The sequence below is a fragment of the Pseudomonas sp. Z3-6 genome, from assembly GCF_051131985.1.
Taxonomy (GTDB): domain Bacteria; phylum Pseudomonadota; class Gammaproteobacteria; order Pseudomonadales; family Pseudomonadaceae; genus Aquipseudomonas; species Aquipseudomonas zanjanensis.
Genome location: NZ_CP071644.1, coordinates 137,354 through 161,621, shown reverse-complemented (window position 1 = coordinate 161,621; position 24,268 = coordinate 137,354). Strand labels below are relative to the sequence as shown.

General features: G+C 61.6%; 22 protein-coding genes. 10 read left to right on the top strand and 12 right to left on the bottom strand.

What is annotated here, in order from left to right:
* Positions 1-228: 228 nt before the first annotated feature.
* Complete coding sequence (locus J3P88_RS00745; RefSeq protein WP_047226692.1) at positions 229-714, top strand: acyl-CoA thioesterase; 486 nt, start codon at positions 229-231, stop codon at positions 712-714.
* Between the two features lie 201 nt (positions 715-915).
* Here the strand turns inward: J3P88_RS00745 and pdxY are convergent, their stop codons facing one another.
* Complete coding sequence (gene pdxY / locus J3P88_RS00740; protein WP_250965394.1) at positions 916-1,788, bottom strand: pyridoxal kinase PdxY; 873 nt, start codon at positions 1,786-1,788, stop codon at positions 916-918.
* 119 nt (positions 1,789-1,907) lie between these two features.
* Between pdxY and J3P88_RS00735 the strand changes: the two genes are divergently transcribed.
* Entirely contained in the window at positions 1,908-2,330 is a 423-nt protein-coding gene (locus tag J3P88_RS00735) for a DUF3301 domain-containing protein (protein WP_250965395.1), read from the top strand.
* A gap of 12 nt (positions 2,331-2,342) precedes the next feature.
* Here the strand turns inward: J3P88_RS00735 and J3P88_RS00730 are convergent, their stop codons facing one another.
* Positions 2,343-3,308, bottom strand: a complete 966-nt coding sequence (locus J3P88_RS00730; protein WP_434573465.1) for a CobW family GTP-binding protein — start codon at positions 3,306-3,308, stop codon at positions 2,343-2,345.
* A gap of 27 nt (positions 3,309-3,335) precedes the next feature.
* On the opposite strand from J3P88_RS00730, the gene J3P88_RS00725 reads away from it, so the two are divergent.
* Positions 3,336-3,689 carry an NADH:ubiquinone oxidoreductase gene (locus tag J3P88_RS00725; protein WP_186706508.1) on the top strand — a complete coding sequence of 118 codons (354 nt, stop codon included), beginning with the start codon at positions 3,336-3,338 and terminating at the stop codon, positions 3,687-3,689.
* On the opposite strand, the gene J3P88_RS00720 is transcribed toward J3P88_RS00725, so the two are convergent.
* Together J3P88_RS00720 and zigA are read right to left on the bottom strand one after the other, a co-directional pair.
* Complete coding sequence (locus tag J3P88_RS00720) at positions 3,686-4,336, bottom strand: DUF1826 domain-containing protein (RefSeq protein WP_186706507.1); 651 nt, start codon at positions 4,334-4,336, stop codon at positions 3,686-3,688. The two genes, J3P88_RS00725 and J3P88_RS00720, sit on opposite strands and share 4 nt — an antisense overlap.
* Positions 4,336-5,544, bottom strand: a complete 1,209-nt coding sequence (gene zigA / locus J3P88_RS00715) for a zinc metallochaperone GTPase ZigA (protein WP_434573462.1) — start codon at positions 5,542-5,544, stop codon at positions 4,336-4,338. Before zigA ends, J3P88_RS00720 begins: the two co-directional genes overlap by 1 nt.
* A 143-nt stretch (positions 5,545-5,687) precedes the next feature.
* Here zigA and J3P88_RS00710 point away from each other — a divergent pair, with 143 nt between their 5' ends.
* The 5 genes from J3P88_RS00710 (at position 5,688) to J3P88_RS00690 (ending at position 9,512) form a co-directional block, all read left to right on the top strand.
* Complete coding sequence (locus J3P88_RS00710; RefSeq protein WP_434573460.1) at positions 5,688-6,080, top strand: glutamine synthetase; 393 nt, start codon at positions 5,688-5,690, stop codon at positions 6,078-6,080.
* A 117-nt stretch (positions 6,081-6,197) separates the two neighbouring features.
* Positions 6,198-7,094 carry a GTP cyclohydrolase FolE2 gene (folE2, locus tag J3P88_RS00705; protein WP_434573458.1) on the top strand — a complete coding sequence of 299 codons (897 nt, stop codon included), beginning with the start codon at positions 6,198-6,200 and terminating at the stop codon, positions 7,092-7,094.
* Entirely contained in the window at positions 7,091-7,759 is a 669-nt protein-coding gene (locus tag J3P88_RS00700; protein WP_434573456.1) for a metal ABC transporter ATP-binding protein, read from the top strand. Before folE2 ends, J3P88_RS00700 begins: the two co-directional genes overlap by 4 nt.
* Entirely contained in the window at positions 7,759-8,625 is an 867-nt protein-coding gene (locus J3P88_RS00695) for a metal ABC transporter permease (RefSeq protein ID WP_434573454.1), read from the top strand. The genes J3P88_RS00700 and J3P88_RS00695 overlap by 1 nt, the downstream gene beginning before the upstream one ends.
* An 11-nt stretch (positions 8,626-8,636) precedes the next feature.
* On the top strand, positions 8,637-9,512 hold the full coding sequence (locus J3P88_RS00690; protein WP_434573452.1) for a metal ABC transporter substrate-binding protein: 876 nt from the start codon (positions 8,637-8,639) through the stop codon (positions 9,510-9,512).
* A gap of 152 nt (positions 9,513-9,664) precedes the next feature.
* On the opposite strand, the gene J3P88_RS00685 is transcribed toward J3P88_RS00690, so the two are convergent.
* Positions 9,665-10,186, bottom strand: coding sequence for a DUF3617 domain-containing protein (locus J3P88_RS00685; RefSeq protein WP_434573450.1), 522 nt, complete (start codon positions 10,184-10,186; stop codon positions 9,665-9,667).
* 141 nt (positions 10,187-10,327) lie between these two features.
* Between J3P88_RS00685 and cls the strand changes: the two genes are divergently transcribed.
* Positions 10,328-11,767, top strand: a complete 1,440-nt coding sequence (cls, locus tag J3P88_RS00680; RefSeq protein ID WP_434573448.1) for a cardiolipin synthase — start codon at positions 10,328-10,330, stop codon at positions 11,765-11,767.
* On the opposite strand, the gene cfaB is transcribed toward cls, so the two are convergent.
* From cfaB to J3P88_RS00655, 5 genes are all read right to left on the bottom strand, one after another.
* Positions 11,764-12,951: a C17 cyclopropane fatty acid synthase CfaB gene (cfaB, locus tag J3P88_RS00675; RefSeq protein WP_434573446.1), complete on the bottom strand. Its 1,188-nt coding sequence runs from the start codon at positions 12,949-12,951 to the stop codon at positions 11,764-11,766. The genes cls and cfaB overlap by 4 nt on opposite strands.
* Before the next feature lie 183 nt (positions 12,952-13,134).
* Positions 13,135-15,054, bottom strand: coding sequence for a heavy metal translocating P-type ATPase (locus J3P88_RS00670; protein WP_434573444.1), 1,920 nt, complete (start codon positions 15,052-15,054; stop codon positions 13,135-13,137).
* On the bottom strand, positions 15,051-16,103 hold the full coding sequence (hflK, locus tag J3P88_RS00665) for a protease modulator HflK (protein WP_434573442.1): 1,053 nt from the start codon (positions 16,101-16,103) through the stop codon (positions 15,051-15,053). The genes J3P88_RS00670 and hflK overlap by 4 nt, the downstream gene beginning before the upstream one ends.
* Entirely contained in the window at positions 16,100-17,140 is a 1,041-nt protein-coding gene (gene hflC / locus J3P88_RS00660; protein ID WP_434573440.1) for a protease modulator HflC, read from the bottom strand. The genes hflK and hflC overlap by 4 nt, the downstream gene beginning before the upstream one ends.
* Positions 17,137-19,098, bottom strand: a complete 1,962-nt coding sequence (locus J3P88_RS00655; RefSeq protein WP_434573438.1) for an SPFH domain-containing protein — start codon at positions 19,096-19,098, stop codon at positions 17,137-17,139. The genes hflC and J3P88_RS00655 overlap by 4 nt, the downstream gene beginning before the upstream one ends.
* Before the next feature lie 221 nt (positions 19,099-19,319).
* On the opposite strand from J3P88_RS00655, the gene lpdA reads away from it, so the two are divergent.
* A complete protein-coding gene (lpdA, locus tag J3P88_RS00650) occupies positions 19,320-20,720 on the top strand; it encodes a dihydrolipoyl dehydrogenase (protein WP_434573437.1) in 1,401 nt (466 codons plus the stop codon).
* A gap of 178 nt (positions 20,721-20,898) precedes the next feature.
* Here lpdA and J3P88_RS00645 read toward each other — a convergent pair whose 3' ends face one another.
* Both J3P88_RS00645 and J3P88_RS00640 read right to left on the bottom strand, forming a co-directional pair.
* Positions 20,899-23,049 carry a hypothetical protein gene (locus J3P88_RS00645; RefSeq protein WP_434573435.1) on the bottom strand — a complete coding sequence of 717 codons (2,151 nt, stop codon included), beginning with the start codon at positions 23,047-23,049 and terminating at the stop codon, positions 20,899-20,901.
* Positions 23,036-24,229: a DUF3142 domain-containing protein gene (locus tag J3P88_RS00640; RefSeq protein ID WP_434573433.1), complete on the bottom strand. Its 1,194-nt coding sequence runs from the start codon at positions 24,227-24,229 to the stop codon at positions 23,036-23,038. Before J3P88_RS00640 ends, J3P88_RS00645 begins: the two co-directional genes overlap by 14 nt.
* Between the last annotated feature and the right edge of the window lie 39 nt (positions 24,230-24,268).

Genomic DNA, 24,268 nt, shown 5'->3' with positions numbered 1-24,268 from the left:
TCCGCTGTAGGAATTGCCCTCGCAAGGGGCTTTTGAAGGGTAACACCGCGACTTCCGACAAAAAGACGGTGCAATATATGGAAACAGATCCATCGGCGCGTGACGGCAAGCACAGGCGCAGCGTCCCGATATCGGTGGTTTTTAAAACGGGGTGACCTGTTTGCAGGCCACTCACCAGCATCCGCAGAGGTGCACTCCCGAATGACTGCCTTGAACCGTGAGTACGTTATGGAACCCGGAAACGCCCAGCTGTCGATGACGGTGTTGATGACCCCCGATATGGCCAACTTCTCTGGCAATGTCCATGGCGGCACCTTGCTCAAATACCTCGATGAAGTCGCCTACGCCTGCGCCAGCCGCTATGCCGGGCGCTACGTGGTGACCCTGTCGGTTGACCAGGTGATCTTCCGCGAGCCGATTCATGTCGGCGAACTGGTGACCTTCCTGGCCTCGGTGAACTACACCGGCAACACGTCGATGGAAGTGGGCATCAAAGTCGTGACCGAAAATATTCGCGAACGCTCGGTGCGTCACACCAACAGTTGCTTCTTCACCATGGTTGCGGTGGATGACCAGCGCAAACCCGCTGCCGTGCCGCCCTTGCAGCCGCAAAACAGCGAAGAAAAGCGCCGCTACGAACAAGCCCAGCAACGGCGGCAGATTCGCCAGGAACTGGAGAGGCGCTACCAGGAGATCAAGGCGGACGGGCCTTAACTGGAGCGACTGTCCATTCGACCGAGTCGCCCCTTTCGCGAGCAAGCCCGCTCCCACAGTTAACCGAGTGCCTTTGTCGCGGGCCATCGACACCCAACTCGAGTAGGTGGGAGCGGGCTTGCTCGCGAAAGGGGCATCACATTCACTATCAATGTCGCTGTTACACCGCTATCGCGAGCAGGCTCGCATGGCCTGCATTGATCAGAGGCTGATCGGCACCGCCTCGAACCGCACCCGTGGATGGGCGATCCGGTCCTGGGCACGGACCAGTTCAAGTTCATAGCTTGTGCAGGCCTGGGTTTCCAACAGCACTTCGTGCACCGCAGCGGCGGTGAATTCGAACGCCGCCACCAGGCTGTCCCCCAACAGTATCCGTGCCAGGAACAACCCCGAGGTCAGGTCACCCACACCCACCGGCTGGCGCGGGAACGCCAACAGTGGACGGCGCAGGTGCCAACTGCCCTCGGCGGTCACCAACAGCATTTCGAAGCTGTCATCGGGTTTGCCGGGGTAGGCCAAGTGCTTGACCAGCACCGCTTTCGGCCCACGGGCCAGCAGCGCGCGAGCCATCGCCAGGCAGTCCAGCAACGACTGCGCCTTGCGCCCGGAAAAACTGTCCAGTTCCAGTTGGTTCGGGCACATGAGATCCGCCACGGCAGCGGCTTCTTCCAAGAGAAATTTGCTCACCTCGGGCGCCACGATACAGCCCTTCTCTGGATGCCCCATGACCGGGTCACACAGGTACAGCGCCTTTGGATTGGCCGCCTTGATCCGCGCCACGCCCGTCAGAATCGCCCGCCCCTGGGCCGCGCTGCCCAGGTAACCGGATAACACCGCATCGCAATGCCCCAGCTCACCGATGGCGGCGATGCCTTCTACCAATGCAGGTATTTGCTCGGGCGCCAGCACCTCGCCGGTCCATTGGCCGTACTGGGTGTGATTGGAAAATTGCACGGTATTGAGCGGCCAGACGTTCACACCGACCCGCTGCATCGGAAACACTGCGGCGCTATTGCCGGCGTGCCCGAACACCACGTGGGACTGAATGGCAAGCAGATGAGGCGTACGTTTCATGCGGGAAGTTTCCGTAAAACGATTGAAATTCAAGCCGCGCAGTATGCGACTAAACGCAGCCTGTACGACAGACCGGCGAGACAGTTAAGCTGACAGCAACTTGTCGGAGCACTTCGTTCATGCTGACCCTTGGAAATATTTTCGTGCTGATGCTGCTGGCTAGCGGCGGCGCCTGGCTGTGGCACAACCATGGCTTGCGCGAACGGGCGTTGGCGAGGGTCATGCAGCATTGCGCCAACCTCAAGATCGAGCTGCTGGACGGCAACGTGGCGCTGAAAAAAATCGGCTTCGTAAAGGACGCCAATGGTCGACGACGCCTGGCTCGCGTCTACACCTTCGAGTTCACCGTCACCGGCGAAAGCCGCCATTCGGGCACCATCACCCAGTTCGGTGCCCACAGCGCACACATAGAACTGGCGCCCTACCCGATGCCGTTCGAAGAAACACCACCAACCCCTATTGAACCGGTCCAGACCAGGCCCAGGGCCGAAGTCATCGAGTTGAGCCAGTGGCGCCAGGAACACAACAAGTGGAAGCCTTGAAACAGGGTTGATTCAGGCACACCGGCAGTTCGCCAGACCGGCTTGCAGGTGATCGACGTCTTGCGGCTGATCGAAAATCAGCTCGATCCGGGAATCCTGGCGCCATTCGCTGGCCTGCCAGCCCAGCGCCGCCGCTTCTAACGCATTGGCTGAAACCCAACCGTCGAGGCTGTGGATAACCATCTTCGCCCGTTTCCAGTCTTGGCCTTGTAGCCATCGCGTCAATGCCGCTGCGTCGAATTGCTGGCTGGGGTGCCAGCGCCAACCAATACTCCAGCCACCTTCCTGCTGCTGATACAAACAGATCGGCATCGTCGGGTCGGGCCAGATGGCCGGTATCTGGCCCAAGCGCTTCGGTAGATTCAAGTTATCCACAGCCCCACTGCCCCGAGCCGCAAGGCCTGGCAATCGATCGATCGGCAGCGCAGCCTGTTGCGTCCAGTACAACGCCCGCCCTGGCAGTTGCGCCGTCAACCGTTCTCGGTCGGCTTGGGTGAGGGTGTCGGAGTTGTTCAGCACCAGCAGTCCGGCATCCGCCAGGGTTTGTCGCTGCGCGTCGGGCAAGGGTTTGCCGTCCGCCATCGCCCGGGCATCCAACACCAGCACACAGGGTTGCACCGCCAGCACGCCGAGCCATGGCGCTTCGCTCAACTGCCGCATCAACTGCGCCGGATGTCCCAAGCCCGAGGGTTCGATGAACAGCCGATCCGGCTGGGCCTTGCGCAGCAAACGCCCAAGACCGATCTGAAACGGCGCGCCATTGACGCAGCACAAGCAGCCGCCGGCCACTTCGCCCAGTGCGATACCATCGCCAGCCTGGGTCAGCAGCGCGGCATCCAGGCCGATCTGGCCAAACTCATTGATCAGCACCGCCCAGCGCTCATTGGCCGGGCGTTGGGCCAGCAGATGTCTGATCAGGCTGGTCTTGCCGGCGCCCAAGGGACCGGCGATGACATGGGTGGGAATGTGCTGCAACATAATCGACGACTTTCGATGGAGGTGAACATGCGGATGATCGGCTGGTTGTTACTGGCATTGACGTCGAACCAGGCATTGGCCCAGGCCTGTGTGGTCCACAGCCAGGCGGAACGACTGGATGTGAAAGTCTGCCAGCAGAACCGCAACATCCCGCAGAAGCTGTTTGCCGACGGTTTCTGCCAGCCAAACCTTGCCGGCCAGAAAGTCGAGGTGCAATACGTCGATCAATGCCCTGGCGGCGCGTTCGGCGTGTGCAGCAACGCCCAGGTCGCCAATATGCCTTACCGCCAGGATATTCACTATTACGGCGTGGCGACCGATGCCGCTTACCTGCAGCCATTTTGTGAGGGGAAAAGCCAGGGAACTTGGCTAAAGCCTTAAGCCAGCCAGTCCAGCGTGAGAATCAGGCGACGCTCTCCCGGCGCGGGCTCCGGCGAGCGATGGATCAGGCCAAACCCCTCATTACCGTGCCATTTCTCGCCTTTAAGCAAGCCGACATCACCGCAACCAAACTGCTGGATCACGCGCGGATCAACCGGCCCGGCTTCAGGCTGTGCCAGGCGCCGGCGGTCCATGACCTCTTCCTTAAGCCACTGGCTACCGACACCCGCATAGGTAGTCAGCAACCGCACCGGCACGTGGTCGACATGGAAGCGCGGGCACATGGCCTTATCCAGGGTGCGTAGACGCAAACCGACACGTTGGGCGCCCAGCAGGCAGGCAAACGCGCTGACGAGCCAGGAAACATCGGCGATAAAGCCTTCATAGCCCTGCAGGTCGCTGAAACCCGCAGCCAGGCCGTGCAGCGCCGGCTGGGTGTCTTCCTCTGGCAAGTCGAGCACACGGGATTCGGCCAGTGGCTGGTCCATCGCCAGCACCATGGCGGCAAAATCGCCGATGTGTGCAGGAAGCTGCCGCTGCCAGACTGCCAGGTTGGTGCCGTCCTCCAGGATCTTCGTGAAGATGCCTGGCGTGTCGCCTTGGACCTGCCGGACCTGCATCATTTTTTTCAAAGCCGGCGCCAGCATCACGCTGCGACCTCTTCATGCCATGGGCCGAACGGATCGGGCCACAGCCGCCAGCTTTCAACGCCGAGGGCCATTTCCGCATCGGTGAGCAGGCAATCGTCCAGCTCAGCGGTAAGTTGGGCAAAATCGATGTCCTGGCCAATGAAGATCAGTTCCTGGCGACAATCGCCCGTGGCGGCCAGCCAGTTCTTCATGATTGTCACCGTGCTCTCTTCATCCTGCGGCCATTGATTCTTCGGCACGAACCGCCACCAGCGCCCGGCGAAACCATGCCGCATCAAGCCTCCCGCCTGGGACCAACTGCCCGCCTCCTCAGGCTTGCTGGCCAGCCAGAAAAAACCCTTGGAACGCAGGAGCTTGCCGTTGGGCCACGGACGGTCGATGAAGCTGAAGAACCGTTGGGGATGGAACGGCCGGCGGGCACGGTAGGCAGTCGAGGCGATGCCATATTCCTCGGTTTCTGGCACATGTTCGCCACGCAGTTCCTGTAGCCAGCCGGGCGCCTGGGCGGCGCGTTCAAAATCAAAAAGCCCCGTGTCGAGAATTCGGCCCAGGGGCACCTCTCCCATGACCATGGGAATGATCTGTGCCTGGGCGTTGAGGCGCCGCAAAATCGCGCTCAACTCTTCCCGCTCGTGCTGGCTGATCAAGTCGATCTTGCTGATCAGAATGACGTCGGCAAACTCGATCTGTTCGATCAGCAAATCGGTGATCGAACGCTCATCTTCTTCTCCCAAGGTTTCGCCCCTTGAGGCCAGGCTTTCGGCAGCTTGGTAATCCAACAGGAAGTTCACCCCATCAACCACCGTGACCATGGTGTCGAGTCGCGCCACGTCGGCCAGGCTTCGGCCTTCTTCATCACGAAACGTGAAAGTTTCCGCCACGGGCAACGGCTCGGAGATCCCCGTGGATTCGATCAACAGGTAATCGAAACGCCCTTCCCTGGCGAGCTGCCCGACTTCTTCAAGCAAGTCCTCACGCAGCGTGCAGCAGATGCAGCCGTTGCTCATCTCGACCAATTTCTCTTCGGAACGACTCAGGGTGACATCTCGCTGGACTTCGCTGCCATCGATGTTGATTTCGCTCATATCGTTAACGATTACGGCGACCCGCAAATTGTCGCGATTACGCAGGACGTGGTTGAGCAGCGTGCTTTTACCGGCACCGAGAAATCCGGAAAGCACGGTTACAGGAAGGCGATTGGGCATCGGTATATCCTCATCGGACGGCCGCTTCGACGACGGCTCGTTTCCAGGGTTTGGCTGGGTTCAGGGCCTGGTTCTCTTAATGTTATAGTATAACAACACAATTCAACCAGCCCCGCCGGCTCTCATTTGTCCGAGATCAATCCATGCGTAACCATCTGAAGTTTGTTTTGGCGGGTCCGCTGTTGTTATGGGCGCTGAGCGCGGCGGCCCAAAGTCCACTATTGGCGAACTGCACCCGAAGCGCGAATTTGCTGGCCTGCGTGGATGAACAAGGCAATGCCTACAGCGTCGCGACCGCGGGAAATACAATTTATTTGCGCGGTTTTGAAGCCGTCGGTCGCCGCTATTGGGCGCAAACAAACAGCCGTTACGGTCAGCTTACGTTCTTTACGGGCTTGGCATCGGATGGAGAAAGTTGGGTTGGCTACAGCCGGCGTGTGGGCTGGACAACCCTTAATCGCTTTTCAAGCTCGGGCGGTAGCGGCGGATCATTTGTATGCGGCCGTATGAACGGCTGTCAGGCTTCACCGCGCTGATGTTTCACGTGGAACATGAACGTTTAGGAAGATGAAACTCCCTTCATGGAAAAAGGCTTCTTTAATTATACCGTTATACTATAACATCTAATTTTGAACCTTCGATGGGTCTCAGCCATGAATGCGTTAACGTTGCCCGACGTGGCTGCGCAGGTTTCACGTCAAACCCTGCCCCTTGATTGGGTGGGCATGTGTGGCATCGCAACACCGGTATTGATTGACGGTCAGCGTCTAAGTGCGACGGCCGACGCCGGCGTCAGCCTTGATGACGGTGAAGCACGCGGTATCCACATGTCACGTTTATACCTGGCGCTAGGGTTGCTTGAGGAAAGGCCACTTTCACCATCGCTAATGCGCCAAATCCTGAAGCAATTCCTCGACAGTCATGAAGGTTTGTCCGTTGCGGCTTCGCTCAGCGTGCACACCGATCTGCTGCTCAAGCGTCCGGCGTTAATCAGCCCGTTGATGGGCTGGAAAGGCTATCCGGTGAGCATTGAAGCTCATTTGAAAAACACAATGTTCCACGTGGAACTGAAAATCCAGATTCCCTATTCCTCGACTTGCCCATGCTCGGCCGCCCTTTCGCGGCAGTTAATTCAGCAGCAATTCGTCGACGATTTCGCCAACAAGAAACTCGAGCACGCTGAAATTCTGGCTTGGTTGGGTTCATCGAATGGGATCGTCGCCACCCCACATAGCCAGCGTAGTACCGCAACCCTGACCCTGCGCCTGGACGCCGATGTTGAGGAATTGCCCCTACAGTCGTTCATCGACGAAGCCGAAGCAGCCCTCGGCACCGCTGTGCAGACCGCCGTCAAACGCGCCGATGAACAAGCATTCGCCCTGGCCAACGGCCAAAACCTGATGTTCTGCGAAGACGCTGCGCGGCGACTGAGCACGGCCCTGGCCCGGTCCCCCGGGATCACTGCCCTGGAGGTACGCGTCGTTCATGCCGAAAGCCTCCATGCCCATGACGCCGTGGCTCAAAGCCGTTGGAACCGAGACCTATCATGATCAACTGCCAAGCACTGCGCTGGGGCATTTCCGGCCAACCGCTCACGCCGCCGCTCGCCATGGAGCGACCGGAAGGCAGCCTCACCGCCATCATCGGTGCCAACGGCTCAGGCAAAAGCAGTTTGCTGAAAGTGCTCGCAGGACTGCAAAAACCGCTCTCCGGCAAGGTCGCTCTAAATGTTCCACGACGTGGCGGCGTCTCATTCATGCCACAGCAGCAACATCTGGATCGGCAATTTCCCATCAGCTTGCAAGAACTGGTGGCCGCCGGTTCCTGGGGCAATCGGCACACGCCTGCGATGCGAAGACAGTTGCTGCAAACCGTACTCAAGGATTGGGCACTGAGCGGCCTTGAACATCGTCCCTTGATGGCGTTGTCCGGGGGCGAGTTGCAACGCGCCCTGCTCGCTCGCCTGAGCCTGGCCGAAGCGCCTTTGCTGTTGCTCGACGAACCCCACGCCGCCCTCGACGAACAAGGCCAGGCGCTGCTGTGGAAACACATTCATCGATGGCATGCCGCGGGCAGAACGATCATGGTGGTGTGTCATGATTTGGCAGCGGTACGCCAACATGTCCCCCATACGCTGCTGATCAAAAACACTGGCTGCGTGCTGGGTCGCAGTATCGACTTGATTGCCCAACAACCCCAAACGTGGGTGGCTTGATGCTCACGGCCACGCATTTCTGGCAACCCTTCCTAGAGTTTGTCTTTATGCGTCGGGCCTTGCTGGGCGGCCTGGTGTTGGCGTGCAGCACGGCGCCGTTGGGTGTGTTCTTGATTCTTCGGCGCATGAGCTTGATTGGTGACGCGGTGGCTCACGGCATTTTGCCTGGCGCTGCCTTGGGCTTCTGGTTTGCCGGACTAAGCCTGCCAGCGTTGACCATTGGCGGCCTGGGCGCGGGCTTGAGCATGGCCGGACTCGCCGCCTGGATTACCCGCCGCACCGGCCTGCGAGAGGACGCCAGCCTCGCGGCGATTTATCCCATTTCTTTGGCCGCGGGTGTGCTGATCCTTGGCATGGCGGGCAAACGCCTGGACTTGCTTCACCTGCTGTTCGGCTCGGCCTTGGCGGTAGACGGACCGACACTCAACGGCATGCTGTGGGTTTCCGGCGCCAGCCTGGTGGCGATGGCGTTGATCTATCGACCGTTGCTGCTCGATACCCTGGACCCGCTGTTCCTGCAAACCGTCAGTCGTCTCGGTCCGTTGGCCCATGGCGTGTTCCTGACCTTGGTGGTGCTGAACCTGGTGATCGGCTTCCAGGCCATCGGCGCACTGATGGTGGTCGGCTTGATGATGCTGCCGGCCGCCGCGTCGCGATTCTGGAGCCGTCGTCTGCCGCTGCTGATGCTCATCGCCGGGCTGCTCGGTTGCCTCTCGGTCTGGCTTGGCCTGTTGCTGTCCTTCTATTACTCACTGCCCAGCGGGCCGTCCATCATTCTGGTGGCAGGCGTGTTGTATCTGTTGTCGGTGGTGTTCGGTCCGGTGCACGGTTTACTGCGCCGCCCGCCTTTGCTCACATCCCAATGAGGTGTCTCCCGATGCGCGTTCTGCTCGTGCTACTCAGTCTGATGCTGTCCATGTCCCTGTCCGCCGCCGAAAAACTTCAGGTCGTGACCAGTTTCAGCATCCTCGCCGACATGACCCGGCAGGTCGGCGGTGAGCATATTCAAATCACCAACATGGTCGGGCCGGACGCCGATGCACACACCTACGAACCCACGCCAGACGACGCCAAGGCATTGCTCAAGGCAAAACTGATCATCAAGAACGGCTTGGGCTTCGAGCCGTGGCTGGACCGCCTGGTGACCAGCACCGAAACCAGCGCCCCGGTGATCAGCGCCAGCCGCGGCGTTATTCCGCGGTCGTTGGAGGAGGATGGCGAGACCATTCCCGATCCGCACGCGTGGCACAACCTGGCGAACGCCGAGCTGTACGTCAGCAACATCACCAAGGCACTGGAAGCGGCCGACCCGGCCAACAAAGCCGATTACGAACGCAACAGCCAGGCGTACCTGAAGAAGATCTACGCCCTGCTCGCCGAAGCCAAGGCCAAGCTCGGCGCATTGCCTGCCGGTAATCGCAAGATCGTGACGTCCCATGATGCATTCGGTTACCTGGGCCAGGCCTACGGCATCGAGTTCATGGCGCCCCAGGGTTTGTCCACCGAGCGTGAACCCTCGGCGGCAGAAGTTGCGGCGTTGATTACCCAGATTCGTCAGGCGAAGGTCAAAGCGGTGTTCATGGAAAACATCAAGGACGCGCGCCTGCTCAAGCAGATCGCCGACGAGAGCGGCGCCCACATCGGTGGCACGCTGTACTCCGATGCACTCGCCGCCAGCGGACCGGCCAGTACGTTCACTGGCCTGTTCGAGTACAACCTCAATACATTGTATGAGGCGCTGAGTCGGCCTTGATCAAGCACTTGTGGTAAGGCTGCCCTTACCAAGCACTTGTGGGAACAAGGCTTGCCCGCGATGAACGATGACGCGCTTGGCGATAAACCAAGTTGCCCGCATCGCGAGCAAGCTTTGCTCCCACAGGTTCACCAAGAGATTACGTTTACGATTCAAGCCCTCGGCTTGACCGTTCCGCAATCCTGCCCCAGCCACACCGCGCGCGTGTCGAGGCTGCCATTCTGCTGGATGCCGGTGGCGTTAAAAGTACCGTTGACCTTGGTGGTGAATTCACGATCGCTCTGGAACGTAGCGATCCCATTCCCCTGGGCTTTCGGGCAACTGAAGCGAAACTTCCACTGATTGCCGGTGCGCTCGGTAATCTGCTGCTTGCAACCCGATTGCGGGTCTTGCAGCGGAATATCATTGGTCTGCACCTGCGCCGGGGTCAGGCACACGCGAATACCTTTACCGCCCATGGTGATCCCCTGCTTTTCCAGCATCGCCCGTTGCTCTGGGGTCATCTGGGTTTGCAACTGGCCGAGGATCAGTTGCAGGTCCGGCAGGTTCTGGTTATCGACCTTTATGTTGCTAGTGGTCAATTCCCACAAACCCGGCTGGAGCATCTGCGCCTGAGCCGCCATCGGAACCGACAAACCCATCGCCAAGGCCACACCCAGCAGACGAACATTCATTGCACAAACTCCAGAGGACAAGTGGCCGTTAGACGCCACCGACAGGCTTCGGTTCAGGGCCAAGACCTGTGAATTAAATAGCGACATTCACCTTGGAACATGGTCTGTTAAGCATTGAAACTTCAGGAGCAAGGCTGCCCCATGGATTATTTCGGCCCGCATGTTTTCGGTTACCTGATCGCGCTGCTCCATACCCTGGGTTCCATCGCCGCTGTCCATGCCGTACTGACGGTACGCACCGCCCAAGGCTCGATTGCCTGGGCCCTGTCGCTGACCTTCATTCCCTACCTGACGTTGATTCCATATCTGGTGTTCGGCCGCAGCACCTTCGATGGCTACATCAAGGCGCGCCGGCAAGCCAACGAGGAAATGCGCAAGGCGATCTCCGAGCTGAACTGGCGGCCGTGGGTCGAAGAAGCCCTGACCGCTCGCGCCTCCCAGGCCTACGCTTCATTGCGGGCCATGCCGAAACTGGGGCGCGCACCGTGCCTGGCGAATAACCAGGTGCGGTTGCTCGTCAACGGCCATGCCACGTTCGAAGCGATTTTCCAGGCCATCGACCAGGCACGACAGGCCGTGCTGATTCAGTTTTTTATCATCCATGACGACCGCCTCGGTCAACGCCTGCACACACTGCTCTTGAAAAAAGCCGCCGAGGGCGTGGTGGTGTATCTGCTCTACGACCGTATCGGCAGCCACTCCCTGCCCCACCGTTATGTGCAAGCCTTGCGCGACGGCGGCGTCCATGTAAAAGCGTTCGCCACCCGCAGTGGCTGGCTCAATCGGTTCCAGGTCAACTTTCGCAACCATCGCAAAATCGTGGTAGTGGACGGTGTGCAGGGGTTCGTCGGCGGGCACAACGTCGGTGACGAATACCTGGGCGAAAAACCACCCTTGGCGCCGTGGCGCGACACCCACGTCCAAGTGCGCGGGCCGGTGGTGGCAAGCATGCAGGAGTCGTTCGCCGAAGACTGGTTCTGGGCGGCCCGTTCGCTGCCTCCATTGATCCTGCCAGACAGCTACCCAGACGACGGTGTACTGTGCCAGTTGCTGGCCAGCGGCCCGGCCGATGACTATGAAACCTGCTCGTTGTTTTTTGTCGAGGCCATTCACGCCGCCAGCGAACGCGTGTGGATCACCACGCCATACTTCATCCCCGACGAAGCGGTGTTCGCCGCCTTGCGCCTGGCGGTACTGCGCGGCGTGGATGTGCGCATCCTGCTGCCCTCACGGCCCGATCACAAGATCGTCTACGCAGCGTCCAGCCTATATGCATTTGAAGCGGTTCGGGCCGGCGTGCGGGTGTTCCGTTATGCGCCGGGTTTCTTGCACCAGAAAGTGGTGCTGATCGACCGGGAAATCAGCGCCATCGGCAGTGCGAACCTGGACAACCGTTCGTTCCGCTTGAACTTCGAAGTCATGCTGCTCACCGTGGATATTCCGTTCGCCAGCGAGGTCGAGCAGATGCTTGAAGAGGACTTCGCCCAGGCCCAGGAAATCGACAAACAGGAAAGCCGGGAGACCCACCGCCTGCAGAAGATCGGCATGCGAATCGCCCGGCTTATTTCGCCGATTCTTTAAGGGACGTAAAGATCGTCCCGGGTCCAGGGTAACTCGTGACTGCCGTCGGCGTGTGCCTTCACCGCCAGGATCTGGTGCAGATTGATCCAGCCCTTGGCGAACGCGTAGGCGCAGCCGGCCAGGTACAGTCGCCAGATCCGTAACGCCTGCTCCGACACTTCCTTGGACGCCGCCTCAAGGTTGTCCTCCAGGCGTTCACTCCAGTGATCGAGGGTGCGTGCGTAGTGCATGCGCAGGCTTTCCACGTCGACAATCTCTAGCCCGGCTTCGCTGATCTGCGCGGAAATCATCGACAGGTGCGGCAACTCACCGTTGGGGAATACGTACTTCTCAATGAACTCGCCAGCGCCGCGACCGACCGGACGCCCATCGGTGTGCTTGGCGGTGATGCCATGGTTCATCACCAACCCACCCTCTCGCACGGCGCCGAACAACGTCTTGCAGTACTGCTCGAGGTTGGCATGGCCGACATGCTCGAACATGCCGACGCTGACCACTTTGTCGAAGCGGCCGTCCTGGGGCAGGTCGCGGTAATCCAGCAGTTGCAATTCGACCTGACCCTCCAGGCCTTCGGCCTTGACCCGTTCCCGGGCCAGGGCCAACTGCGCCTTGCTCAGGGTGATACCGAAGACCTTGGCACCGAACTCCCGCGCGGCGTATCGCGCCAGACCGCCCCAACCGCAACCGACGTCCAGCAGGTAATCGCCTGGCTGCAATCGCAGCTTGCGGCACAGATGACGGAATTTGGCTTGCTGGGCCTGTTCGAGGGTTTCGCTGCCCGTCTCGAAGTAGGCACAGGAATAGACCATGTCACTGTCGAGCCACAGCTGATAGAACGCGTTGGAAAGATCGTAGTGGTAGGAGATCGCCTTGGCGTCGGTTTCCTTGTCGTGGACGGAACGTACCGGCTGGTTACCGGCATCATCCTCCACCAATGCCTGGCTCAATTCATCGCAGACCCGAATGACTTCGTGGATCGAACCTTCGAGTTCCAGCTTGCCTTCGACAAACGCCGCCCCCAATGCGTCCAGGCTGGGGTGGGTGAATTGCGCGACCATTTGTGGGTCCTTGACCACAATCGTGACGCTGGGATCGGCACCCAATGAAAATTCATGGCCATCCCAGAGCCGCAGCCGAAGCGGGAGATGCAGATTCTGTAAGGCCGGTGGAAGTTGCGCGAGCATGGATAATCCCCCTTGTTTCAGACGTCTGAAATGAGGGTAGACCATGTTAGAAAAATAGCTGGCTATCGAATTTATAGCCTTTTTCTATCGCTGTCCCATAACACTCCCTGTGACGGGTAAGTCCCGCGGCGGTATGCCCTCTCCAACAGCAGACTGCGCGTGTGACGCACAGTTCGCCTGGAGCTATCCAACGGTGCCTTTCGCTTGGACCTTGAGCAATGGCTCATGGAAGCGCAGCAAGCGCCCGGCATTACCCAAGACTAGCAGCGTACTCAAATTGTGCAGCAACGCTGCGATCATCGCCCCCGCCGCGCCAAGCCAACCGAAAGCGGCAAAAGCAACGATGGCCAACGTCCAACCCAAGCCAATGATCACGTTGACCTGCAGCGTGCGTCGGCACTGGCGACTCAACCGCACGCAGGTGCCGAGGCGCCGCAGGTCGCTGCCGATCAACACGATGTCCGCCGACGCCAGGGCGATGTCGGCACCGCCCGCGCCCATGGCCACACCTACCACCCCGGCCTTGAGCGCCAGGGAATCGTTGATGCCATCGCCTACCACCATGGGGCGGAACCCATGGTCGATTTCAGCCATGACCCGTTCAAGTTTGTCTTCCGGCAAGGCCTGGGCTTGCACCTCGCCGATGCCGACGTCCCGGGCCAGGGTCGCGGCCACGCTCTGGCGGTCGCCGGTCAACAGCAGCTGGCGGCCCAGACCCAAGTCCCGCAGTTCAGCCATGGCCATCTGCGCCTCCGGCTTGACGCTATCGGCCAGCAGTAGCCAGGCAAGAAATTGCCCGTCCAAGGCCAGCCCGGCAATCGGACCGTCGTGCTCAGGGATCGCCGATGTTTGAATGCCCAGCTGTGCAAACAATTCCGGCCGACCGAGGGCCGCTTCCCCCTGTGCGGTCATGGCGACCACACCCAACCCTTGACGCTCGCGGATATCCCACAGCGGCAGGCCATTTTCCTGTTCCACCAACCCCGCCAATGCACGACTGACCGGATGACTGCTGGCCGAACCCAGGCTGGCGGCCAATGGCAGCAACAATGATGCGTGGGCATCCTGGGCACGTTCGATGGATTGCAGACGCAGCACGCCGTAGGTCAAGGTGCCGGTCTTATCGACCACCAACGAGGTCAGGTCCGCCAGCTCTTCCAGGAAGGCCGAGCTGCGGATCAGGATCCCGTGGCGGGCCGCCACCGCAATGCCGGCAATGGCCGTGGCTGGCGCCGACAGCACCAACGCGCAAGGACACGCCGCCACCAATACCGCCAACATCGCCTGGGCATCGTTGGTCACGAACCAAGTCACCGCCGCCAACAACAACACCAATACCAAATAGCTGCCGGCGTAGCGCTCCAACAAACGGGTAATGGGTGGCTTGGAACGTTCGGCGTTTTGCATCAGGGCAATGACTTTGCCCAGGGTGGATTCTTCGCCGGTGCGGGTCACTTCCAGGCGCAGCAGGCCATCCAGATTGATCGCCCCGCCATAGACCTCGGTGCCAACGACCGCCTCCAGCGGCACCGATTCACCGGTGATGGGCGCGGTGTCGAGGCTGGCCTGGCCAGACAACACCCGGCCATCGGCCGGCACTCGGTCGCCGGCGCGCACCTCGACGACATCGCCAGGCTGGAGAGTCGCGTTGTCGACATCAATGATCGAGCCATCGGCCTGCACTTTGCGACCTTGGCTGCGGGTCAATTGGCCAAGGGCATGGATCGCTTCCTGGGAACCAATGACACTGCGCTCTTCCAGCACATGGCCGAAGATCATGATGATCGGCAGTAACGCCGCCGTCAGCAGGTCGTCGGTGGCCCAGGCGCCGAGCATCGCCAGGGCGATCAGTTGGTCAGTGATCCCGTGCAGGCTTGGGTAACGCAAGCTGTACCAGGCCGAACGCATCACCGGCACGGCCACCAACAGCGAGGCAAACCCCAACAGCAGTTGGCTGACACCGCTCTGCTCCGGCGACCAGCCGCGCCATGCCAGGCCCAATGCGAGCAAGCCGAGGGCGACCATTGCCAAGGTCAATTGCCGAACTGCGGTGCGTTGTTCCGCCGAGGACAACATCGGTGCTGCGGGGGTTTGGGCGCTCATTGGCCGGCTCCCTGGATGATCAGACGAGAATCGTCTTTTGGGTCGACCGTGGTCACTGAACCGGCCTGTCGAAGGATGGCGGGCATGCGTTCGCGATACAGGCGCAGCAGCATTTGCGAATCGCTGCCTTGGGTCTTCGCCAGGCCGAGCACCGTGGCCGTGTCGGCCGAAGCCCTGGCGAGCCGTTCGCTGGCCTGGGCATGGGCGACTTGCACGGCACGGTCTGCGTCTTGGCGAGCGGCCTGGGTGAGTTTTTCCGCTTCGGTGCGGGCGTTGGCAACGGCTTTGTCGGCCTGCTGGCTGGCGGTCAGCACCGCATTGAACGCACTCACCGCCGGCCCCGGCAGACTCGATTGCACATCGACCCGCACCACTTCGATGCCCAGCCCCTGCCCTGTCGCCGCCAAATCAGCCAAGCGTCGGTTAAGCCCTTGCACCAGATCACCCCGCAAGCGTTCGCGCCGTTCGGCGGCCTGGTTATCGCTGCCCATCAGTTCGGGGCGCGCCACCAGAATAGTGTCGAGGTCCCGGGCCGCCGTCAGCGCCACGGCACTGCGGGTCGCCAACCGATCCAGTGCCGGCAGGACATGTTCGCCTTGCAAGACGAAAGCGTAAGGGTCGGTGACTTTGTAAAACACGCGCACATCCAGTTGCACCACGCCGGCATCACCGGTCAATAAATAACCAGAACCGGCCAACGCATCGCTGACCGGCGTGGCGAAACTGGCGACACGATCGGCTTGCAGGGCCGCATCCAAGCGCAGCAGATTTTCCACCCGCCGCTCAAGCACCCGATCCGCGGCTGGGAGCAGGATCACTTGCTCCACGGGACGCGGCCACGCCAGTAAGAGACCGGCATTCTGGACGCGATCCAAGGCGCCAAAATGCAGGACCACCGCGCGATTCTGCGGATCGATTTGCCGCACATTGGAAAAAACCCAAGCCAACGCCGCCAACACCGTCACGGCGTAAAGCGCCAGGAACGCCAGGCGCCCGGCCTGGATCCACGGACTGGATAACTCGTTTGTTCCACGTGGAACCACACTCATGGTTGTGTTCCACCTTTGCCTTCCACGGAAGCAGGGCCGTCCACCAGCACACGGAACGGCGCGGCATCGGTGCGCAAAATGAGCTTGGTGCCAGGACCGACGATGGTGCCCAAGGTGTCCAGCGAACGGAGCAAGTTGTAGAGCTGCGGGGAGCCAGCGTATGCCCGACCATAAATCTCGGCCGCTTCTACCCGGGACTGCGCTTCGACATCGGCAGCTTTCACCGTTGCATCAGCTTGCACCACCCGGGCATCACGTTCCGCGGCGGAGCGAATCTGCGCCGCTTCCCGCTTGCCGATGGCGGTGCGCTCGGTGGCGATTGTCTCGCGCTCGGCTCGCATGCGATCCACCGTTGCGGTCAGTGTCACAGAGGGCAAGGTCAAGCGCTCGATGCCGACTTGCAACACACGCACGCCGTAAGTAGTGAGCAATTGTTGATCGATCTGCTGACGCAGCTGGGCTTCGAAATCGGCGATGCGCACCTGGCTGGCATCGGTGTTGACCAGGTTCGCCAAGTCGAAACTGGCGGCCGTGGTTTCCAGCGCCGAGCCGACAAACGTGCGGATCTGTCGCGCCGCTTCGTCCGGTTGGTTCTGCACTGCGCGCATGAAACGCTGCACGTTGTCCGGGTCCCCCTGCACCTGCCAAGCCACATACGCCTGGACGATGATCCGCAGTCCGTCGCGAGTACCGACGTCCTGCAGGCCGCTGGATGTGGTACGCAATCGCAGGTCCACCGGGATCGCCGCCTCGAACGGCGCCGGCCAGCGCCACCCCAGGCCGGGTTGCAGCAACACTCGGGCCGGATTACCGAAACGGGTAATGACCGTGGCCTCCCCCGAACGCACCTGCACCAGGCTCGCGGCCGCGACAGCGAACGTCATCAACAACACCGCCCAGCCCATCCGTCGCCAAGGAAACGGACCGGCTTGCTGCGGATCGCCGTGAGGGTGGTGATGATGGCCGTGGTGATGACCGCCATGGCCGTGATCGTGACCGGCGTGGTCGTGGTGACCGTGTGAAGAGGACTGGCTCAATGGGCAGCTCCTGGTGAGGCAGGGTTACGCGGCGACGCGGGGTCGGCCGGCAGCGTGAAGGTACGCAAGTCGATGGTCGGCGCGTTGCCGCCGCCGCCCAGGCGATGATCGAGAATCAGCAACTGGGCATCGCCGAGGCCCTGGCTCAGTTGGCTCAAATAGTGTTCCAGCATAAAAGCGTGCCCCGCCGTGGCGTAGGCTTTGCGGTCGGCGCTGAAACGCAAATCGGCCGCCCGGGCGGTCGCGTTTATTTCCTGGGCCGTGGCAGTGGCCTGGTCATGGGCGATGCTGGCCTGCAACTGCGCTTGGTTGGTCTGTTCCGCCGCCGCACCACGCTCCCGGGCGATCAATGCTTGGGCGCCGATCTGCGCTGCCTGCACGCCGTGGTAGGCATTGGCTGCACCGGCCGGCGGATGAATCGCCTCCACCACCGTCGCCAGGATTTCCACACCGCTGTCGAGCGACTGCAAATCCGCCTGCACGGCGCGACCAATTTCGTCGGCCAGACTGACACGGTCCGCACCCAGCAAACCATCCAACGTGCGCGAAGCAAATTCATGCACCAGGATGCGGCTAGCGGTGCTGCGGATCAGCGTCGGCACATCGGCGCTGTTATAGGTCGCCGCCAATGCCGCGGCGTCAGTCAGGCCGATGCGATAGACAAAACGCACGTCCATGTTGACGATCTGGAAGCTCTGTTGATCGGCACGACGGCTGGCAATGACCTGGGATTTGTCGTTCACATGGCTGGCGTCCCACAACCGATTGGCAATTGCCGGCGCCGGGCCTTCCGCCGGCGCAGCCTCGACTACCGCCTGGTTATCCATGACGCTGGTCGCCAGCTCATGCACAACACCGTTCTCGACGTTGAGCACCCTGCCCCACGGCCAAGGCAACGCGACGTGCAAGCCGGGGCCGAATACTTCTACCGGTTTACCGAAACGCTCATAGATGCCCCGCCCTTGCAGCGGCACCTCATGTACGCCCGTCAACAACCAGCCCACCAGCACCACCAGCGCCAACACCGGCAAAAAAGCCCGGCGCATGTAGCTGAAGGCCCAGACCTGGCGCAGATCGATGCCGAAACGGTTGTGCAGCTCATGTTGCAAGGCCAGCAACGGTTGCGGCGGCCAGCGCAGCAGATCGGCGATGACGCTGCGCCCCAGCAGCGTCGGTTCCAGGCTGTCCCGGCGCGGAATAAACAACGACAGCACCGCGCGCAGCAACAACTCTGCCGCCACCAACCCTGGCAACAGCCCCATCAGTACCGCCAGGCGCAGCGGCCAGAGAGACGTTTCGGTGGCGAACAGCAAGCACAAGGCACCGAGCACCAGCCCGATGATCGCCACTCGGGTCAGTTGCGCCAGCGCCGGCGCTTCCGGCCATTGCGCCGTGGATTGCTGAGCCAATTGCCGCTCGAATACCAATAACCCGAACGCCAACAACAACGACAGCACCGCCCCCACACTGGCCGAGACCCCGAGGGTGGCAGCGGGCAGTTGCAAGTCCCAGGCTTGCTCCAGGCTCAGTAATACCAGCACCGCCCAACCGGCCAGCCACAGCGCAGGCGCACCGATTTGCTTGAGCAGGCCGACCGAGCGTGCGCCGATGCGGTCCAGCAACCGCTCATACCAACCCAGGTTATCAACAGGCACGTTTTCAATCGGCAGGTTATCCACAGCCGGCAGCAGCGCTTTGCTGCGCCATAACGTCACCCACCAGGCCGATTGCAAGCCTGCCACCAGCACCAGTAGCCCCGCGCCTTGACTGACCAACAAGGCTGGCCACAGTGATTGCGGCGAAAACACCCCGATGAAAAACGCCAGTACCAGGCCCACGCCCGCCACGCTTCCCAAGGCGAAGGCGATCCGTTTCAAGCGGCGCCCTTGGAACGACGCTTGCTGAAAACGCGGCCATTCGGCGACTTGTGCCCCCTCGATAGCTAGATCGACTTGCATACCACCCCAGCACTTGTGGCGATCAAAATCCGGGCCCGTGGGCAGACGCCACCGACACTCTGTTATAGGTCGTTACCTTATAACGATTGCTGTGAAATTTCCGTTTTGAATTCTTCATGGCAAGGGCCTCGCTGGCCGCTTGACTTAAGCCTTGACCGTAATCTCTGGAAACGCTCATATTACAGCCATAATTTTTTATCAGGCCAAGCGGGAGAACAGCGATGAGCAACTACGACGTGGTCATTCTGGGCGGCGGCCCGGGCGGGTATAACGCAGCGATTCGGGCCGGGCAGTTGGGACTGAAGGCCGCCTGCGTCGAAGGTCGAGCCACCCTGGGCGGCACCTGCCTGAACGTTGGTTGCATGCCCTCCAAGGCGCTGCTGCATGCCTCGGAACTGTACGAAGCGGCCACGGGCGCGGAGTTCGCCACCCTGGGCATTGAAGTCAGCCCCACCCTCAACCTTGCGCAAATGATGAAGCAGAAAGACGACAGCGTGGCGGGCCTGACCAAAGGCATCGAGTTTCTGTTTCGCAAGAACAAAGTCGACTGGATCAAAGGTTGGGGCCATATCGACGGGCCGGGCAAGGTGACCGTCACCGCTGACGATGGGACCAAGACCGAACTGAGCGCCAAGGACATCGTCATCGCCACCGGCTCGGAGCCCATGTCGCTGCCGGGCGTGACCATTGATAACCAACGCATCCTCGATTCCACCGGTGCCTTGTCCCTGGGTGAGGTGCCCCGGCATCTGGTGGTGATCGGCGCCGGTGTGATCGGCCTGGAACTGGGCTCGGTCTGGCGGCGCCTGGGCGCCCAGGTCACCGTGGTGGAATACCTGGATCGCATCTGCCCGGGCGTGGACGCCGAGGCTGGCAAGACCTTGCAACGGGCCTTGGCTAAACAAGGCATCCAATTCAAGTTGAGTGCGAAGGTCACCGGCGCCGCTACTTCGGCCAGCGGCGTGCAATTGCAGGTCGAACCGGCGGCGGGCGGCGAAGCACAGACCCTGGACGCCGATTATGTGCTGGTCGCCATCGGTCGTCGGCCCTACACGCAAGGGCTGGGACTGGAGAACGTCGGGTTGAGCACCGACAAACGCGGCATGCTCGCCAACCAGCGTCACCGCACCGAAGCGCCCGGCGTCTGGGTGATTGGCGACGTGACGGCCGGACCGATGCTGGCCCACAAGGCCGAAGACGAAGCCATGGCCTGCATCGAACAGATCGCCGGCAAGGCCGCCGAGGTCAACTATGGGCTGATCCCCAGCGTCATCTACACCCGCCCGGAACTGGCCAGCGTCGGCAAGACCGAAGAACAACTCAAGGCTGAAGGCCGGGCCTACAAGGTCGGCAAGTTTCCGTTCACGGCCAACAGCCGGGCCAAGATCAACCACGAGACCGAAGGGTTCGCCAAGGTCCTGGCCGATGAACGCACCGATGAAATCCTTGGCGTGCACCTGGTGGGCCCGAGCGTCAGCGAGATGATCGGTGAGTACTGCGTGGCCATGGAGTTCAGCGCCTCGGCCGAGGACATCGCCCTGACCTGCCACCCCCACCCTACCCGCTCGGAGGCGTTGCGCCAGGCGGCCATGAATGTGGAGGGGATGGCGACGCAGATGTAGGAACAACGCAAAGCTGGAGCGAACAATCTTTTGTGTCGAGGGAGCTTGCTCCCGCTGGACCGCGAAGCGGTCCCCATCGTTTCCCAGGTCAGGCAGCGGACTCGCAAAATGACGGCCGCTGCGCAGCCGAGCGGGAGCAAGCTCCGTCGCCACAATTTGTGTTCGGCTGGCCGTTAGTTTAGCTGGCCGACATCCGCGCCTTGCGCCGGCGCCGGCTGATCAGCCCCAACGCCATCGCCACCACCAGCACGGCCCCTCCCACTTGCAGCCAAACCTTGTAAGGCCGCAGCGTCGAGCGGATCGGGTCCAAGGCCTGGGTCACGTAGCGTTTGTTCGCAGAGCTGAAATCCGGTTCCTGGCATTGATGGCCGAAATCCCCGGCCCAAACCACATACGGACCGTCCTTCACATAACGCTGGTACAACGCGCTTTGCTCTTCAAGGCTGGAGTTGTATCCCACGGCTTTGCACAGCACCGCCGCAAACGCCTGGCTGGTGTGCGGCAGATAATCCGCCGCTTGGCTCGCCAGCGCCGTAGCGACAAACCGATAGTGATAACGCACGTCCGGCTGCGCGGCGCTGGCCTGCTGGCGTTGCACTTCCCCTTCGGCCACCAGCGGCCCGACCTTCAGCTCGACCGGTTCCAGGCTGTAGTTGCCGCCCAGGCTGGCGTAATCCGGCGCCATTTCGTAACCCAGCAGCTCCATGCCCCATTCGCGCGCCATCCGGGATGCGTAGTAGTAGGCCTCGGCCCGCCGGGTTGGCCACCATTTGGACTCTGCATCCTGGCGCAACTGCCCATAGGCGCGGGCCTTGTTCTGCAGTTCTGGGTTATCGAAATAAGCCGGCGCCTCATCAAAGCGCCCTTCCCTCAGCAAACGCCGACCCAGCAGATTGCGCAGGCTCGCAGCCACGGGCAGCGGCACGTAGTTGTCTCGATCCGCCTGGCTCAACGCCGGTGGCGCCGGGACTTGGACGTCGACGTACTGCTTGAGCTCCTCCACCGTGAGCACCCGCTCGGCGACGGCGGCGGCGTCGTACCAATAGTTGCCCTGACCGCGATAGAGCTGATCGAAGGCTTGCAGATAATCACCGCGCTGCAAGGCCAGGATTGCGCTTTCACCCTCGACCCGGCACTTGGGCTGCACCGACTCGTAGTTCCAATCCGGTGTACGACGGTTGCCCCAGGACTCATCGTTCGGAAAGGCCTGGGCAGCCTTGGCATAAGCTGCCGCCGCGGCCGCCTTGTCGCCATCGCGCAAGGCCAGCTTGGCGCGCAGCCACCAGGCCAGGCCTGTGTTGGCAGCCTTCTGCACAAATGCCTGGGCGCTGGCGTAATCGCCGTGCTGGTAACTCACCGCCGCCAAACGGTCGGCATCGTCCAGGTTGTCCCGAGCGTTGGCCTGTAACAGCTTGACCAGCCTTTTCTCACCCGACGGTTCTTCACCGTCCCACCAGCCGACGCGGCTGAGCAGATAGGCGGTGACCAGTCGTTGCACCGACTTGGTCTTGAGCAATTCACTCAAGCGTTCATCTGGCTGGACGCTCAAGCCTTGTGCCAATTGCAGCAACGAGCTGTAGCCGACCGGTGAGCCTTGCAGGTTCTGGATCGCGTACAGGCCGATGGCGCTGTCCCAGTCGTCTGCGGTGTAGGCCACCCGGGCTTCTTCACCGAGGCTGGCAATACCCAGTTCCAACGGATCGCTGAAGCCGGCAATGCTCATTTCCCGGGCCTGGCGAAACGCTGCGCGCGCCTGGTCCTGCAAGGCCACGGGGTCGCCACTGCCCGCCTCGGTGCTCACGGCGAACAAGGCCCGTCCCAGGGAATACGCGGCCCAGGTGCTGCGCAACCGACGTTGATCAGCCGGCAATGCCAGCAATTGCTGGAAGGCCTCCACGGCGCGCTGATGTTCACCGACATTAAAAGCCGCCGCGCCGAGCGCATATAGGCGCAATTCATCCGGTAGCTTGGCCGCTTCAGCCGCCACCTGGTCGATGTCAGTCAACGCGCGCAAGCGCTCCACCACCGCTTGTTGCGGCGGTGTCAGGCCAATCTGTTCGGCCTTGGTGCGTTGCTCCACGTAGGAAGGCAGGTCGTCATAGCTGTAGTCCGGGTTGCGCGTCGCCTCGGTGGCCGGCTTGAGTCCGGCAATCGCCTGGCCGAGACGGCTAACCTCGAAGCGAAAGCTGCCCTCGGGCAATTCCGCCAGCGTCTGGGCGCGGTTATCCAGCAGGCGCATCGGGAAATCCGGCCCGCAGGCCAACGCCGGGCCCAGCGGCAGGCATAGGCTCAGGCACAGCAGGTGACGAGGCCACTCACGGGTAAACATTGAAACCTCCTTGGTCGATTTTCGTACAGCGCGCCCAGCCGATTGCCCGTTGGCTACCCGCCGCCAAGCGGCCTTCCTGAATGCGGGTGAAGGTAAGCAGTCCGGGGGTTTGTTGCAACGTATAACCAGCCAGGGCATCGACACCGTCACAGGCGCCGACAGTCAGCGTCAGGCGCTGGGGCCAGGGACTGTCGAGATTGCCCTGGTTGACCAGGCGGATATCGTACAAGCCGTCCTGCTGCTCCCACTGCAACGCCAGGCGACTGTCCAGATGATCGCCCCGAGCGACAGCACCGAGGGTGGTCAGGCTCCATGCCCGCCGGTCACCGGCCAAGGGCAGGCGAAACCAGATCAGCCCGGCAAGATGTTGCGGCGGATCGGCCCGCAAATCTGCCGCAAGCCCGGCCACTTGCTGCGGATCGGCCAGCAATTCCTGACGCTCGCCGCCGCGGTCGATCGGCACTTCACTTTCCACCACCGGCATGCCGCTCTCCTGGGTCAGCAGCGCCACGCCGTAGGCCGGCAGGGCCAGGTAAAACGGCCGCGAGGTGAGTTCACCCCAGCGTTGCGCCCAGCGCCGGGCCTGTTTCGGATCGAACAGGCCTTGCCGTGGATCACTCACCGCGTGGACCTGCAGCACGCTGCTGTCCACCGTTTCCAGCAACCCCGGCAATGCGGGGCTGTCGAGCCAGGCCGGTAGCGCCGTGATGCTGAGCCGCAGATTGGCCGGCAGGCTGTGCCGCAGTTGGCCGAGGAATTGTCCATAGGCCGGCAACCGCGCATTGCCAGCATCGTGGTCGATCTCCACGCCCACTGGGGTCAGGTCTTGGGCTTGCCAATCGCCCAGCACTTGCTGGATTTGCGCGATGACGTCGTCCTGGTCCAGGGCCTTGAGCTGGCCGTCCAGGCGAATCACGGCGATCACCGGACGGCCGTCCGCCTTGAGCAAGGCCGGATCGATCCGCGCACGACGCCAGCCCGCCCCGGGGAACGCCTGCAACGCCAGCACCCGCAACGTGGAAAAGTCACCCTGGCTTTGGCGCAGCGCCAGCCCGTGGGCCGGGGTCCATTGGCGTTGCCAAATATAGAGCTGTTGATCGAGGGCCGGCGCCGGAGATTGTTCGCAGCCCCCTAGAAGCAACGCGGCGAGGGCCAGGGCGAGCCGGGAAAGAAACGTCATGAAGCCTTACCATCCATAAAAGTCTGGCAGATTACGCCC

Excerpts from the sequence above, each read along its gene's own strand:
- hflK (WP_434573442.1), bottom strand. The coding sequence starts at position 16,103 with ATGAGTGTGGTTCCACGTGGAACAAACGAGTTATCCAGTCCGTGGATC.
- lpdA (WP_434573437.1), top strand. The coding sequence starts at position 19,320 with ATGAGCAACTACGACGTGGTCATTCTGGGCGGCGGCCCGGGCGGGTAT.
- J3P88_RS00645 (WP_434573435.1), bottom strand. The coding sequence starts at position 23,049 with ATGTTTACCCGTGAGTGGCCTCGTCACCTGCTGTGCCTGAGCCTATGC.
- J3P88_RS00730 (WP_434573465.1), bottom strand. The coding sequence starts at position 3,308 with ATGTTGCAGCACATTCCCACCCATGTCATCGCCGGTCCCTTGGGCGCC.
- zigA (WP_434573462.1), bottom strand. The coding sequence starts at position 5,544 with ATGCCCAATCGCCTTCCTGTAACCGTGCTTTCCGGATTTCTCGGTGCC.
- J3P88_RS00700 (WP_434573456.1), top strand. The coding sequence starts at position 7,091 with ATGATCAACTGCCAAGCACTGCGCTGGGGCATTTCCGGCCAACCGCTC.
- J3P88_RS00720 (WP_186706507.1), bottom strand. The coding sequence starts at position 4,336 with ATGCTGGCGCCGGCTTTGAAAAAAATGATGCAGGTCCGGCAGGTCCAA.
- J3P88_RS00640 (WP_434573433.1), bottom strand. The coding sequence starts at position 24,229 with ATGACGTTTCTTTCCCGGCTCGCCCTGGCCCTCGCCGCGTTGCTTCTA.
- cls (WP_434573448.1), top strand. The coding sequence starts at position 10,328 with ATGGATTATTTCGGCCCGCATGTTTTCGGTTACCTGATCGCGCTGCTC.
- J3P88_RS00685 (WP_434573450.1), bottom strand. The coding sequence starts at position 10,186 with ATGAATGTTCGTCTGCTGGGTGTGGCCTTGGCGATGGGTTTGTCGGTT.
- J3P88_RS00655 (WP_434573438.1), bottom strand. The coding sequence starts at position 19,098 with ATGCAAGTCGATCTAGCTATCGAGGGGGCACAAGTCGCCGAATGGCCG.
- cfaB (WP_434573446.1), bottom strand. The coding sequence starts at position 12,951 with ATGCTCGCGCAACTTCCACCGGCCTTACAGAATCTGCATCTCCCGCTT.
- J3P88_RS00725 (WP_186706508.1), top strand. The coding sequence starts at position 3,336 with ATGCGGATGATCGGCTGGTTGTTACTGGCATTGACGTCGAACCAGGCA.
- pdxY (WP_250965394.1), bottom strand. The coding sequence starts at position 1,788 with ATGAAACGTACGCCTCATCTGCTTGCCATTCAGTCCCACGTGGTGTTC.
- J3P88_RS00690 (WP_434573452.1), top strand. The coding sequence starts at position 8,637 with ATGCGCGTTCTGCTCGTGCTACTCAGTCTGATGCTGTCCATGTCCCTG.
- J3P88_RS00670 (WP_434573444.1), bottom strand. The coding sequence starts at position 15,054 with ATGAGCGCCCAAACCCCCGCAGCACCGATGTTGTCCTCGGCGGAACAA.
- J3P88_RS00735 (WP_250965395.1), top strand. The coding sequence starts at position 1,908 with ATGCTGACCCTTGGAAATATTTTCGTGCTGATGCTGCTGGCTAGCGGC.
- folE2 (WP_434573458.1), top strand. The coding sequence starts at position 6,198 with ATGAATGCGTTAACGTTGCCCGACGTGGCTGCGCAGGTTTCACGTCAA.
- J3P88_RS00745 (WP_047226692.1), top strand. The coding sequence starts at position 229 with ATGGAACCCGGAAACGCCCAGCTGTCGATGACGGTGTTGATGACCCCC.
- J3P88_RS00710 (WP_434573460.1), top strand. The coding sequence starts at position 5,688 with ATGCGTAACCATCTGAAGTTTGTTTTGGCGGGTCCGCTGTTGTTATGG.
- J3P88_RS00695 (WP_434573454.1), top strand. The coding sequence starts at position 7,759 with ATGCTCACGGCCACGCATTTCTGGCAACCCTTCCTAGAGTTTGTCTTT.